This window comes from Spirosoma migulaei, from assembly GCF_054776855.1.
On the sequence record NZ_BAAHBG010000038.1, the window covers coordinates 107,479 to 120,915 of the forward strand.

At 49.6% G+C, this 13,437-nt stretch carries 11 protein-coding genes; 3 read left to right on the forward strand and 8 right to left on the reverse strand.

What is annotated here, in order from left to right; all coding sequences use genetic code 11:
• Nucleotides 1–19 precede the first annotated feature (19 nt).
• From ACYVGO_RS34120 to ACYVGO_RS34130, 3 genes are read right to left on the reverse strand one after another with little or no spacing between them, the layout of a single operon-like run.
• The gene (locus tag ACYVGO_RS34120) at nt 20–1,285 is read right to left on the reverse strand and encodes an MFS transporter (RefSeq protein WP_460973187.1); all 1,266 of its coding nucleotides are present in this window, start codon (nt 1,283–1,285) and stop codon (nt 20–22) included.
• A 41-nt stretch (nt 1,286–1,326) separates the two neighbouring features.
• A complete protein-coding gene (locus ACYVGO_RS34125) occupies nt 1,327–1,635 on the reverse strand; it encodes a hypothetical protein (RefSeq protein ID WP_142773649.1) in 309 nt (102 codons plus the stop codon).
• A gap of 53 nt (nt 1,636–1,688) precedes the next feature.
• Nucleotides 1,689–2,132, reverse strand: coding sequence for a MarR family winged helix-turn-helix transcriptional regulator (locus ACYVGO_RS34130; protein ID WP_460973189.1), 444 nt, complete (start codon nt 2,130–2,132; stop codon nt 1,689–1,691).
• Between the two features lie 189 nt (nt 2,133–2,321).
• On the opposite strand from ACYVGO_RS34130, the gene ACYVGO_RS34135 reads away from it, so the two are divergent.
• The 3 genes from ACYVGO_RS34135 to ACYVGO_RS34145 all read left to right on the forward strand — a co-directional run bounded on the left by ACYVGO_RS34135 (nt 2,322) and on the right by ACYVGO_RS34145 (nt 3,939).
• On the forward strand, nt 2,322–3,116 hold the full coding sequence (locus ACYVGO_RS34135; RefSeq protein ID WP_142773647.1) for an NIPSNAP family protein: 795 nt from the start codon (nt 2,322–2,324) through the stop codon (nt 3,114–3,116).
• A gap of 76 nt (nt 3,117–3,192) precedes the next feature.
• Nucleotides 3,193–3,561: a hypothetical protein gene (locus tag ACYVGO_RS34140; RefSeq protein WP_460973191.1), complete on the forward strand. Its 369-nt coding sequence runs from the start codon at nt 3,193–3,195 to the stop codon at nt 3,559–3,561.
• 33 nt (nt 3,562–3,594) lie between these two features.
• On the forward strand, nt 3,595–3,939 hold the full coding sequence (locus ACYVGO_RS34145; RefSeq protein WP_460973193.1) for a hypothetical protein: 345 nt from the start codon (nt 3,595–3,597) through the stop codon (nt 3,937–3,939).
• A gap of 56 nt (nt 3,940–3,995) precedes the next feature.
• Here the strand turns inward: ACYVGO_RS34145 and ACYVGO_RS34150 are convergent, their stop codons facing one another.
• From ACYVGO_RS34150 to ACYVGO_RS34170, 5 genes are all read right to left on the reverse strand, one after another.
• On the reverse strand, nt 3,996–5,054 hold the full coding sequence (locus ACYVGO_RS34150) for a DNA glycosylase AlkZ-like family protein (protein WP_460973195.1): 1,059 nt from the start codon (nt 5,052–5,054) through the stop codon (nt 3,996–3,998).
• On the reverse strand, nt 5,051–7,891 hold the full coding sequence (locus ACYVGO_RS34155; protein ID WP_460973197.1) for a glycoside hydrolase family 95 protein: 2,841 nt from the start codon (nt 7,889–7,891) through the stop codon (nt 5,051–5,053). Before ACYVGO_RS34155 ends, ACYVGO_RS34150 begins: the two co-directional genes overlap by 4 nt.
• Before the next feature lie 88 nt (nt 7,892–7,979).
• Nucleotides 7,980–9,557 carry a sodium:solute symporter family transporter gene (locus ACYVGO_RS34160; protein WP_460973199.1) on the reverse strand — a complete coding sequence of 526 codons (1,578 nt, stop codon included), beginning with the start codon at nt 9,555–9,557 and terminating at the stop codon, nt 7,980–7,982.
• Between the two features lie 99 nt (nt 9,558–9,656).
• Complete coding sequence (locus ACYVGO_RS34165) at nt 9,657–10,721, reverse strand: Gfo/Idh/MocA family protein (protein ID WP_460973201.1); 1,065 nt, start codon at nt 10,719–10,721, stop codon at nt 9,657–9,659.
• A gap of 154 nt (nt 10,722–10,875) precedes the next feature.
• The gene (locus ACYVGO_RS34170) at nt 10,876–13,386 is read right to left on the reverse strand and encodes an L-rhamnose mutarotase (RefSeq protein ID WP_460973203.1); all 2,511 of its coding nucleotides are present in this window, start codon (nt 13,384–13,386) and stop codon (nt 10,876–10,878) included.
• Nucleotides 13,387–13,437 lie beyond the last annotated feature (51 nt).

The following is a 13,437-nucleotide window of genomic DNA, read 5'->3' on the forward strand; positions in this document are numbered from 1 at the left end:
GTGAGTGCTGGCCACTGTGTCAGACAGGTGGAGCCACTTCGGGAGCCAGTTGTTCAGGCAAAGTGGATACTGTTTGCCTGGGTTTGTTTGTGTGCAGATGGCGAAGGTGTAGCACACCAATCCCAAGTGCCAGAATGCCTTCTCCCAGTACAGTAGCCTGTACGCCAATGTGTTCTGATAGGGTTCCAACAATCAGACTACCAATCGGTAAGGCACTGGCATACACCATAACGAACATGCTAATGACCCGACCCCGCATGGCAGGAGCCGCCTGGGTTTGAAGCAAGGTATTGCTGATCGTAATCTGCGACATCATCCCGAACGCGCCAATCACGAGAAAGAACAGTGCCAGTGGATACCAGGGCGTGTACGAAAATAAGATGAGCCCTGCCCCAAAAACAAAGGTATTAATGGCCAGTATTTTGCTCAGGTTGCCCCCGGGTTTTAGGGAAGCCAGAAAAATGGCTCCGATAAATGCCCCAAGTCCAATGGCACTGTCGAGCAGACCAAAGGTTGACGCTGTACCACGAAACACATCCTTTGCATAAACAGGCATCAGGCTGGTGAAGGGCAAGACCAGTAAGCTAACCAGTGCCAGCATGATAATAATAAACCGTATGGATGATGTTTCTTTTACATAGGCGAACCCCTCGGCCAACTCTCCCAGAATATTCTTTGTATGTAGCCTGGGGACGTAGGTTGGCAGTTTCATGAGCAGGAGCGAGCTAACTACCGCAATGAAGCTGATGGCATTCAAACCGAAACAGACCACTTCGCCTAATTTTTCGATGGCAATACCGGCAATGGCTGGGCCAATCAACTTGGATAAATTGACCATCGAAGAATTCAATGCCACTGCATTGGGTAAGTCTTTTTTGTCGTCGACCAGCTCATACACCAGCGACTGACGGGCGGGTACATCGAACGCATTGATCAAGCCTAAGATGACGCTTAGTAGAATGATCTCCCAAACCGCATAGTTCTTGAAGAACACAACCGTGGTAAGCAGGATTGCCTGTACCATGGATAAAACCTGCGTGAGCAACAGAACCCGATACCGATTGTATCGGTCTGAAAAAACACCGCCAACGGGTGTCAATAAAGCCGACGGAAATAGGGTGGCAAACACACTAACGCCCAGCATGAGCTTGGAATGGGTCTGCGAATAGATCACCCAGCTTACCGCCGTTTTTTGCATCCAGGTGCCGAGCAGGGAAATGGATTGCCCGGCAAAGAACAGCCTGTAATTGCGACTTTTAAACGCATTGAATGTAGTTACGGTCATAACGCGAGTGTTGAATACTGTTCTTTGAAATTGACTGAAAATCAGGGCTTCATCTTGTCCATGAATGAACTACTTGCCATTAGTGAGAGAGCTGTAAAGCCTAAAAACAGCAGGAACATCAACAGCTTGTGCTGAGGAGAAGCCTTACTTACCCGAAGCAGTATATAGCCGATAAACAGGTTGAAACAGGCCCACAAAACATTGATCATTGGCGAAGACAGACCCTTGCCGGGGGGATTGGCAAACGGACTCGGAAACGGATCGCCAGAAACGCCGTTCACATAATGAGGCACTACATTAGCCAGGAAAGCACCGGCAAAAAATGCAGCTACATACTGATACCATTTCATGATTCGATGAGTAAGTTGTGTATAAGAATTTTAACGTCAGATACTTACGCGATTCAGTCGACTTCCAATAGCTTGCTTAAGGGGACCAGTGCCTGACGAAGGATTGCTTTGTCTTCGGTGGAGCAGGTTTCCTGTATGGCTTTAGTCAACCACTCATCTACCTCATTTCTGACAGCATGTAAAATGGCCTCACCTGTTTCCGATAGTGAGATTAGAACTTTTCGCTTATCGATTTTTGAGGGGTTCCGGGTAATGTAGCCAAGCGCCAACAGATGATTCAGAATCTGCGACATCGACTGTGTCGTCACCTTTTCCATTTTAGCAATTTCGTTGGGCAGCATTTCTTTCTGCTTATCGAGCAGCTTAATAACAGACCGTTCGGTAAGCGAAAGTTTTGCATGAGTCGGCGACTGGGTGCGTAGCTTTTTAATGAGCCGGGTCACAACCGTTCGTAGCTCGGTTGATAGCTCCTGATCATGTTGGGGTGGCGAGGTCATATTTGTAAAGTAAACTTGTTAAGTAACTTTACAAATATAGAACTAGTTCAGGGTTTGTTAGAAAAAAGTAAGATAGAATAGAGGGTGTTCCTGCTTTTATTGTAGTGCCGACCGGGACGGTCGGGAAAGAAACGCTTATAAGACACCCGACCGGGACGGTCGGCACTGCAATTGCCAAAAATACTCCTGATGAAAAGACGTAAGTTCGTAAAGGCATCCTTACTCACAAGTGCCGTTATTTCTCCAGTAAGCGCGGCTATAGCTGCTTCCGATGCTCAGCAAAATGCAAGCCCGGAGTTTTATGAATTGCGGATTTATAGCCTGAAAAATGCCAGACAGCGAAAAGCGGTCGAAACCTATTTTCAGAATGCCCTCATTCCGGCGCTTAATCGGTTAGGTAGCAAAAACATTGGTGTATTCACCGAATATCTTCCGCAGGGATTTACGAAACTGGTTGCCGTTATCCCCTTCAACGCGCTGGACGATTATTTTTCAATGCCCGATAAACTGGCCAACGATACCGCTTACCAGCAAGCCGGAACCGATTATTTAACAGCCGAAGCCACCGCGCCTGCCTACGAACGTATTGAAAGTTCCTTACTGAAAGCCTTTGCCTTAATGCCCAGGCTGGAAGTGCCCGAAAAAAAGTCGCGCATTTTTGAGTTACGTCGCTATGAAAGCCATAACGAGACGGCAGGAAAGAAGAAAATCGAGATGTTTAATCAGGGGGGCGAAATCGCTATTTTCAAACGGGTAGGCCTGACTCCTGTATTTTTCGGTGAAACGCTGATTGGCCCCATGCGCCCCAATCTGACCTATATGTTAACCTTCGACAACATGGAGGAGCACGACCAGAACTGGAAAACCTTTGGCAGTGATCCGGAATGGAAAAAGATCAGCTCCGTGCCCGAGTTTACCGATGCCCGAATTGTGTCCAATATCACCCGAATGTTCCTGATTCCCGCGGCTTTCTCCCAGGTATAATACAGACTAATTTTTTAGTGATTGCAACCTTCGAACACGAGTAAAGCTCTACCTATCAATATGAACAACGGGCATTATGGAACGAAGTGTGCTTCTGATTTTACTACTGATAGGAGTAGGGGTATCTTGCCAAAAAGATAACTTGCCTATACCACCATCGGCTAACCCAGCTTGTTTTGAGTCTAATCCCGTTACCCATCAGGCCAAAAGCCTCAAAGGTATGGTCGGGTATCGGCAGGATGTAGCTATGTACACCGTCAATTATCATCTTCCCGGGACTATAGATAGTCAATGGACAGGACTGGTCTGTAATCTTCCTTCTGACTATCAGATTGTTGGAAAACAGGTGCAGTTTAGCGGAGAATACCGAAGTACTTTAGGAAACGTTAAACCTCTTTTTGGCGGAGAGGAGATCTATTATCTTTATCTGTCATCAATTAACTAGCTACTTTCTCCTGATTGCCACTAATCAATAAGAATGATGAAGCAAATCGTCTTCGCCTTTGTACTTATCGGATTGAATTCAGGCTGCGGAGGAAGTCGTTGTGAACTGGATGCAGAAAACTACCGGGCCAGAGAATGTGCTATCAAAGTAGAAGCACGAGACTTTACCGGTAAGTGGTTTAGTATAACGGGCAGGAATGTAAACAAGGGTGGTCAAGTCAAATATGCTGACCTGGGGAGTTGGTATCCTTTATTTGAGGATCACATTGATATTGGGGATACGGTTGTTAAACGGAAGAACGAGCTGGTGTTTTATATCCACAAAAAAGACACAGTGCTAACGTTCCCTTTTAAATGTGAAGGCCAGGTTATCAAATAAGCCACCGGGGCTTGCTTTTACACTAGTTGTACCACTTAGAATCAATCTGTTAGGATCTATCGCTTTTGAAGAAAAAGGCGAAATCGCTCCACTTCCGCTTCGTACTCCCGGTCAAAGTCCTGGTCATTTGATACGTCTTTTTTGAACCCAGGCTCAACGAAAAAGTTTCCGTTCTGATTCGAGATGTTAACCCACCCGATGATGTCGTCTCGCCAGAGCATCGGCATGGCATAATACCCCAGTTGCCGTTTGGCAGGAGGGGTATAAGCCTCAAACCGGTACAACCAGTCCCAGAAATGCTCAAACCGTGCGCGATCCCAACTCAGTGGATCGAAAGGAGCCAGAAAGCGAACGGTTTCATTGGGTCGGTTGTCAATTGCCCACCAACCAGGCCAGACATACCGAATAGAATCAACAACAGCATAGGCAAGCTCGCCAGATTCGATCAGCTTTTTTACACTGGACTGCCTTCCTTCCAGGGTTGGTGCGCCACGGGACAGATGCTGCACAACAGCGCGCAGACTACGATCCGATAGCGGACCCAGTAGGTTTGCAATCAACAAGACGAGCTGACGCAAGCGTTCCGATGGCTCCATCGGCTCATGCTGCCGGTTGGCCAACGCATATAACCGAATACCATTGGCCCGTTCTGCCACCCGCAAGGCACCGTGATAGTGGAGCGATTGCAGGGTTCGGGTCGTTGTTTTTGAGAAACCACCCCAATCATTACGCTCACGTCCTGCACCGAGGTGTGCTTCCAGTTCGCGCGGGTGAATACGTTTTTGACTAGCAACAATAGCGAGTACGCGTTGTTCATCTGAACTGAGTTCACGTTCGTGCCTCGGATGGAGCAACTGCCAGGTTGAGAGTGGCATAAAGCCATAGGCGTACAGAAAATCCTCTTCTAACAGAATAGTCGAATAATTTTGTTCAAGATCGCCTACCCGATAATTTTCCACCCGATGACGCAGGATAAGATCCTGAGCCCGTGCCGGTGACCGGATCGGGTCAGCCTGAACAAATCCAAGCTGCTCAACTGCCTGACTTAATGAAGTAGGTTTGAATAGCGATGCTGAGATGGCCTGATGCCGTAAGTCTATTCTCGTCAAGTTCATATTACTTTCAACTCCCCATTTAGCTTATAAGTTTTTCCCGATTCAGTTGTCAGACTTACTTGTTTATCGCCATAGCGGAGAATGCAGGGTTGACCGGCTTTGGAGGTAATGTCAACGCCACTCAGATGACCATTTTGCCAGCGAAGGTTCAGTACGAAACCACCCTGTGCACAGATGCCGTTGATGTAGCCCGTTGGTAAGGAGGAGGGAAGAGCGGGCAGTAGGTCAATGGTTTTACCTTGACTTTGTACCAACATCTCCGCGATACCGCTGGCACCACCAAAATTGCCGTCGATCTGAAAGGGTGGGTGCGCATCGAAGAGGTTGGGGTAGGAGCCTCCCCCCGTAATACCTTCCGGCGAAATAGCGGGCCGGAAGAGGAGTTTGAGCATGTTATAAGCATGATTACCATCGTGGAATCGCGCCCAGAAATTGATTTTCCAGGCTAAACTCCAGCCTGTCCCTTCATCGCCACGCTCCACCAGCGATTGGCGGGCGGCTTTCATCAGATCGGGCGTGCTGTCCCAGGTAATGTCGGTGCCGGGGTGAACACCCCAGAGGTGCGACACGTGTCGGTGCGTGTCTTTAGGGTCGTCAACATCCTGTAACCACTCCTGCAATTGTCCGCGCTTGCCAATCTGATTCGGTGCAATCTGGGTGTACATGGTCTTCAGCGTATCCCGGAAAGCGGCATCGATACCCAGGATTTCACTGGCAGCAATGCAGTTTTTGAACAGATCGCGGATAATCTGGTGATCCATCGTCGGACCAGCCACCAGACCACCGTGTTCAGGCGAATTGGAGGGCGTACTGATGAGCCAGCCGGTTTTTGGGTCTTTAATGAGAAAATCGACGAAGAAGCGGGCGGCATCTTTCATCAGCGGATACCCCCGTTTTTGGAGGAAAGTCCGATCCTGCGTATACCGGTAATGCTCCCAGAGGTGATGCGATACCCAGGCACCCCCACTCACCCAGATACCATGATTCGATGCGTTGATAGGTGCCGTTCCCCGCCAGAGATCGGTGTTGTGGTGCAGCACCCAGCCGCGGGCATTATAGTGCGCTTTGGCCGTCTTCCGGCCTGATTCGGCCATTTCTTCGATGGCGGCTAACAACGGTTCGTGGCAGGCCGATAGATTCAGCATTTCGGCGGGCCAGTAGTTCATTTCCAGATTTATATTGGTCGTGTATTTACTGCCCCAGGGAGGGGTGAGCAAGTCGTTCCAGATACCCTGCAAATTGGCCGTTTGATTGCCTGGCCTTGAACTCGAGATCAATAAATACCGACCATACTGGAGGTATAAAGCCGCTAACGATGGATCGTACGATTTCTCGAATTGTTGCAGTCGTTCATCGGTAGGAAGTCCCTCATTGGGCGAGCCGCCCAGATCGATTGTCAAGGTATTGAAATAAGCCTGGTATTCCCGTATATGAGCCGCTTTAACGGTTTCGAAGCGTTTTGTGCGTAGGGCTTGCAAGGGTCGCTGGCTCATCATGGCCGGATCACCGGAAACGTCTTTGTAGTTTTTGAAATTGGTGCCTGCGGTTAGGTAGAGCGTCGCTTCATCCGCTCCCGAAACAATGAGCTTTCCGTCCGACACGCTTATCTGGCCTTTCTGCGTCTGTATATGCAGCAGACTTTCGCCTTTTAATGCGCCATTTCTGACCTGCACCGACAAGGCAATCGTCTGATTATCAATGCGCCGAACGGAGCTGCTTTTATGCAGGCTGGTCAGGGTTGTCTCGAAACTAATTTGACCTGGCTTACTCGCCGTTAGGTGAATGGCAATAGCCTGGTCGGGTGCGCTGGCGAGGTATTCGCGGGTAAATCGAACCCCATCGGCCGTGTACGAAACGCGAGAGAGTGCCTTTGTTAGATCCAGTTCAAAGCGATAGTTCATGGCTAGACCATGTTCTTTAAATCGTAACCAGAGATCACCGAAGGGTTGATAATCAGCCTGATAACGGGGGGCGGCAGGGGGCGCATCGTCCTGAATCCAATACTTGAATGGGTTAGCGAGTGGAACGCCGTCCGTTGGTTGCTGACCTTCGGGATAAACGACAAAGGTTGGCTCATTGGTTTTGACACCGATAAACCCGCCTTTATCGAAGAGGTTAATGACCTGAATGGCCAGTTGATTCTTGCCGACGCGCAGTTTTGCCGCCGGAATGGTATAACGTCGGTTTTTGGCGATGCCTTCGGCTGTACCAATAAGTTCGCCGTTCAGGTACGTAAAATCCTGGTCGCGGATTCTACCCATATCCAGTATAACATCCTTGCCTGCCCAGGCTGCGGGTAATTCAAACGAGGTACGAAACCAGACGGCCCCATCCAGGCCTTCAAGGCCAGATTTTTCCCAGCCATCAGCCGTTGGAACCGACATTGTTTTCCAGGCCTGATCATCAAATTCAGCCGATGCAGGGCTCGTTTTTTTGTTTATTACATCGCGAACGCTGGCAAACCAGGCATCTTTTTTCTGGGTATAATCTGATTCATGGCTCTGCTTGCCCATGAATTTCTCCTGAGCTAACTTTTCGGCTTCTGCCTGTTTGCCTTCGGTCAGGAGCTGGCGAATCTGGGGCAGGTACTGAACTGCTCCTTCCCGCTGATACTCACGCGGTTCCCCTGTCCAGAGGGTTGCTTCGTTGAACTGAATATGATCCTCCAGAATACCTCCGAATACCATGCCGCCCAATCGGCCATTGCCAATAGGGAGCGCTTCTACCCACTGATTCGCAGGTTGTTTGTACCACAGAACAAGCGACGGCGGAACAGGAGGTTGCGCCTGCGTTGACAGGGTTAGACAGCTTATTAAAAGAGAAAGGTGTAGGCGCATACTGTTTTTCATAAGCCACTGTAGCCTGGACGGCCACGTCCGGGTAAAATCAAGTTCGATTACACGCGGACGTGGCCGTCCAGGCTACTTAATAAAATACAAGATACAATCCCACCATTATGACAATCAGCGCAATCCAGGCTATCCAGACCCGTTGGGTAGGTTTCAGAATGGCGGTAGCCGTAACGGGTGTATAAATAGACGGATTTTTATCGAGTACTGAAATAAGAATCGCCTTGATCAACAATACCGCAAAAATGGCGAATGATAACAACAGATAGTGCGGCCAAAAAGGATATTCATCGGGAGGTAGAACCCATAAATATAGAATGCCCACGCCCAGACTGAATGCCGAGCCTGCTGACAAAACGGTATTTACGGCTGTTCGGGTAGTACGTTTCCAGAAAACGGTCAGTAGAAAAACAACAGACAAGGGCGGGGCAATGAACCCCAGCACCGACTGAAATACATCGAACAGGTTGAGTCCTTTGATGCTGTCAATGGCCAATGCCATCAGAATGGCAAACAGGCAACCCACCACAACCGTCATTCGCCCCACTTTGATCAATTGCTGGTTGCTGGCGTTTGGGTTGATTTTTCGGGCGTAGACGTCCATCGTGAATACCGTGCTCAACGAGTTTAACGACGAGCCAATCGTACCCACCAAAACCGCAATCAGTACCACAATCACCAGCCCATTCATACCCGGCGGAAACAGGTTCGTAACCATCGTCATATAGGCTTCGGCGGGGTCGTTGAGGTTCGGAAACAGAATAAAGCAAAGAATGCCCGGCAGAATAAAGAGCGGCAGCGACAGGATCTTGAGCCAGCCGATGAAGTTGACGCCCAATTGCCCCTGCTCCAGATTTCGAGCGCCCAGCACCGATTGCACCATACTTTGATCCGTACAGAAAAAGGCAATAGCGGCCACGGGATACCCTAGCAGAATAGCGGGCCAGGGGTACTTGGTATCGCTGGCGGGGTGAATCAGATTCCAGTAGCCAGCGGGCGCTTTCTGATAAACGGCTTCCAGGCCACCCACTTTATTGATGCCTAAAATCGTGAGTGTCAGCGAGACGACGATCAGCAGGATCATCTGAAACACATTCACGCGCGCAATGGCTTTCAGTCCACCCGTGTACGCGAACAGGCCCGCAAACAGCACCAGTACAATAACCGATTGCCACATGGGAATGCCCAAAATCTGCCGAACCAGAAAGCCACCGGCAAACAGCCCCAGCGACAACCACGAGATCAGGATTTTAATCAGCGCATACCAGGCCAGAATAGTTTGGGTAGATTCTCCATAGCGTTGCCCCATGAACTCGGGCATAGTTGATACATTGGCGGCTAAATACTTGGGCGCGAAAACAATGGCCAGCAGGAACAGAAATACGAACGCATACCAATCGAAATTTATCGCCACAATGCCCGTACTATACCCGATGCTCGCAAACGCCAGCAACATGGATGGCCCTACGTTAGTCCCCCACATATTGAAGCCAATGCTCGCCCAGCCCAGCGATTTATTTGCTAGAAACAGGGTTTCATCTGTGTGGCCTTTTTGCGGCTTACTCGCCCTATAGCCGATGATGGCTAGAATGACCAGGTAAGCTAAAACGATACCGTAGTCTAAGGCGGTTAAGCGATCAGTGATGTTGTTCATATACTAGGTGAATGGATAATGGATAATGGATAATGTATAATTGATAATGAGGGGCTTGCATTTCCATTTTACATTGTTCATTATCCATTATTCATTAATTTATGACAACCCATACTCTCTCAGCACATCCTGCACCTTCACCGGCTGGCCGGTTTGCAGAGACTTGTCCATCGACTGAAGCAGGGCCACTGTGCCGATGCCTTCTCTAATATCTGGGTACGCTGTCTGGCCCGATTCCAGGCAGGTGGCGAAATAGTCGAGGTAGTTCTGGTACTCGCCCGCATGATGGCTTTTGCCTTCAAACCGGAAGTAATGCTTCAGTTTGTGCTCCCAGGTTTGTACGATTTCCTCGCCCGTGCTGGTCGTGATGGCGTAGCGTAAATCCATGTAATCGGCCTGGCTGCATCCTTCGGTGCCGCGCAGAATACAGCTCATTTCGGAGTCGCGAACGTTGGGTTGAACGGGGCCGGTGTAGGCACCACTCACGCGGGCGATGCGTCCGTCGGTGGCTTTGAAAATGAAGTGCATGGTATCCACGTTTTTCAGGCCGCCCTTCCGACCGTTGGCGCTGAGCATGCCGTAGCCCATCACCTCCTCAATGTTGGGCAGATACCAGCGAATAAAATCGACCGGGTGACTGAGTCCACCGTACAACCATTTGAACGCATTTTCCAACGACCAGCCTTTGTCCAGGAACCAGCGATGGTCGGCGTGATAATAGCCTTCAATGGTGATCAGTTCACCGATTAGCCCCGCGTTAAAATCGGCGCGTTGCTTTTTCATCGGCTCAAAAAAGCGCGAACTCTGCCCAACAAATACCTTTTTACCAGTTTGTTCGCTGATGTCGATGAGTTCTTTTGCCTTCGATAAATCATCGATAAATGGCTTTGTACACACCACATGCTTGCCGTGAAGCATGGCCTGTTTGGTATGCTCCGCGTGGAATTTATCGGGCGTATAAATCGCGATGACGTCAAGGGTTGGATCATCGAGCAAATCCTGGTAATTGGTCGTATAGTGTTGAAAATCAAATTCTTTGGCCCGTTGCTGGCACAGTTCGATTTTCTGATCGCAAACTTTCACCAACTCATAATTCGGGCTCGACAGTGCCGCTGACATCGTACTGCGCCCTTCGCCTAATCCTAAAATGCCTAATCGTAACATGGTTTGTTATTTTGATTGCTACTTAGCTAGTGATGGCAGGTTCTTCAACCAGACATTGTGCGGTTTCTTAAAACCGCGCGAATACTTCTAAAGCGGTTTTGAGAAACCGCACCGTGTCGGGTTCAGAACCCGACACCACGGGATCACCTGATTTTTACTTTATCATCTTAAATCCCACCCACACCTCACCCGGCTTCGCCCCAGAAATCCCTTCCTGATACTTCTTCATTCGGGCATTCCACTCATCGACGCGCGGGTTGTTTTCGGTAGTTTTGGGATTGAGTTTGTCTAAACTTTCGCCTTTGGGAATGCTGATGACCAGCATGAGTTGCCGCCCGTTTCGGAATAGAAGCAGCTGCTGGAAATTGGCATTACAGAATCCTTTCGCCACTTCCGGCCATTTCTCGAACCGCGTGGCATGGTAGGCCAGATAGTCGTTCTGTAGCTTCGTGTCGGCCACCAGATTGGCGGTGAGTATCGTGTGATCCCATTCCCCTGCTACCGGCCCGGTGGCGCAGTTGTTCCGGTTGAATTCGTAGAATAAATCGTAATAGGTCTTGACTTTCGCCGTTGGGAAAGCTCCTTTCAAGCGCTCACTCAGCACGAACACGTCCTGCACTTTGTCGAAAATAACGTAATGATTTTCCCATTGATAGAGCGCTTCCGGATTAACTTTAGAGCGAATCATTACCTCCTTTATTCGCTGTATATCAATAGGTTGTTTCGCATCGGCAACCAGCTCGACAATAACCGGATTTTCTTTATTAATGCCCCAGCGTGCGTCGGGTCTGACTTTGTTGTTCAGCAGGTATTGATACGGTGTCTGGAGACCTGCTTTTGCTTTAATGCTATCCGCTACCTGAGGGCCGTTATGCGCCCAGACGTTGTTCGGGCCGTTGGCGTTTTGCAAGAATTTTTCGGAGGGCGTCCAGTTGTCTTTGATCGTGAAATACGACGAGCCTTCATCGGTATACAGATAAAACCAGTGGGCAGGCAGATGCGCATAAGGTGCTTTGTAGACACTATCGATATAATTCTCTGCAATAGTCGAACCCGGTTGCGCCGACAGGGTATAGATGGCGGCTGCATCGTACATGTGTTTGGCAAAGTGGTGAATCTTGTTCGCCACCACTTTATTGTTCCGCATCGCGTTGATGGTTTTGGTCCATCCCCAGCCCATACTGATACCGCTATAGCCTACCTCGTTTATCTCATTATGCTCGATGGTAATGCCTCTAACATACCCCGCTCCAATGGCCACGCAGCCCCAGTCTTCGTTGGTTACGTTGGTAATCAGGTTGTTGCTGATGGTCAGGTTGCTGCAGACTTCCCACTCATCGGTTGGGTTGTAGGGTAAGTGAATTTCAGTGGCTTCGTCGGAGAAAACACCTGCCTGAATGCCCGTGCCACCAATGTCGGTGAACAGATTGCCCCGGATGACATTGTCGTGAACGCCTTTGTGATAATCGAGTCCGGTTGCTGCCAGGTGCTCAAACCGGCAGTTTTCGAAGCCCGTATGATTGGCAAAGGAAACGTCCACAGCCGCTGCCGGACGACCGACCCAGGCCTGATTTTCCAGTGACTTTTTATCGGGCGTACCCGGAATTTTCAACTTATACGCATCCAGCATATACTGACCCGCCTGATGCGGCACATGCCCCTGCTGCGAAGGACGAAGCCAGCCCGAATGCTGGAATGAGATGCCTTTGAACATCACGTTTGCTACCGGATTATCGACCGTTCCTGTCATGCGTACCAGCGTTTCGAGGTTTGGGGCAATCACCTGAGCCGTTGCCAGATTCTCGTTCGGACGGGGGATGTAGTAGATTTTTTTCGCTTTGGTATCCAGAAACCATTCGCCGGGCTGGTTCAGGAATTGAATGGCGTTTGTCAGGTAGAAGGCAGAGTTGCCGGTTTCTTTCGAAAGCCAGGGCGAAGGCCACGGATGCTCGGATTGAATGCGACTTTCGGGTTGATGGAACCACAATTTGGCGCTATCGCCTTGCACCTCAATGCGTTTAATACGAAGATTGGCAATCGCCCACCATTGATGAATAAGCATTTCCAAACCAACTGCTTTCGATAAATCACCGACTTTAGGCGCTGGAATCCAGCAGGTTTGTTCCTGTTTATTCCAAGACAAAATACGATTCATCAACGGATAAGGCGTGTCTTTAGCGCGCGTTGCTTTAGTGCCATTCACCCACAGTTGCCGAAATTCCAGAAGCCGCCCACCCACGTTCGGCGCATCGGCCATCCAGACGTTTCCGATGGCTTCTTTGGGTAAACCAGGAATGGTGCCTTTTACTTTTTGCCAGCCTGGTATAGAAATGCCCCCACTTAAAATGGGTTTTTCCGTCGGAGCGGCTTCGATTACCGTTGGGGCTGCTGGTGTTCCTGAATCTTCCGGGCGAATAAAAACAGGCTCATTTAACGCATAAAGCCCATTTTTTAGATAGATATGAGCGCCTGTAGCAATACTCGGATCGGCTAGCCGACGCAGTTCGCGGACCTTACGCAACGCCATCTGCAAACTAGCCACCGGTTTTTCCTTCGTCCCCGCATTCATATCCGATCCATCTGGTGCCACCCAGATTTCGGCCTGCTGCGCGAAGAGGAGCGAGGGGAGGAGGGTCAGGAGTATTGTGGCTAGGAGTCGGTTCATGTTAATTTCTATAGTTGGAGCGTGGTGTCGGCGGGGCCGCCCGAGCGGTTC

Excerpts from the sequence above, each read along its gene's own strand:
- ACYVGO_RS34120 (WP_460973187.1), bottom strand. The coding sequence starts at position 1,285 with ATGACCGTAACTACATTCAATGCGTTTAAAAGTCGCAATTACAGGCTG.
- ACYVGO_RS34125 (WP_142773649.1), bottom strand. The coding sequence starts at position 1,635 with ATGAAATGGTATCAGTATGTAGCTGCATTTTTTGCCGGTGCTTTCCTG.
- ACYVGO_RS34130 (WP_460973189.1), bottom strand. The coding sequence starts at position 2,132 with ATGACCTCGCCACCCCAACATGATCAGGAGCTATCAACCGAGCTACGA.
- ACYVGO_RS34135 (WP_142773647.1), top strand. The coding sequence starts at position 2,322 with ATGAAAAGACGTAAGTTCGTAAAGGCATCCTTACTCACAAGTGCCGTT.
- ACYVGO_RS34140 (WP_460973191.1), top strand. The coding sequence starts at position 3,193 with ATGGAACGAAGTGTGCTTCTGATTTTACTACTGATAGGAGTAGGGGTA.
- ACYVGO_RS34145 (WP_460973193.1), top strand. The coding sequence starts at position 3,595 with ATGATGAAGCAAATCGTCTTCGCCTTTGTACTTATCGGATTGAATTCA.
- ACYVGO_RS34150 (WP_460973195.1), bottom strand. The coding sequence starts at position 5,054 with ATGAACTTGACGAGAATAGACTTACGGCATCAGGCCATCTCAGCATCG.
- ACYVGO_RS34155 (WP_460973197.1), bottom strand. The coding sequence starts at position 7,891 with ATGCGCCTACACCTTTCTCTTTTAATAAGCTGTCTAACCCTGTCAACG.
- ACYVGO_RS34160 (WP_460973199.1), bottom strand. The coding sequence starts at position 9,557 with ATGAACAACATCACTGATCGCTTAACCGCCTTAGACTACGGTATCGTT.
- ACYVGO_RS34165 (WP_460973201.1), bottom strand. The coding sequence starts at position 10,721 with ATGTTACGATTAGGCATTTTAGGATTAGGCGAAGGGCGCAGTACGATG.
- ACYVGO_RS34170 (WP_460973203.1), bottom strand. The coding sequence starts at position 13,386 with ATGAACCGACTCCTAGCCACAATACTCCTGACCCTCCTCCCCTCGCTC.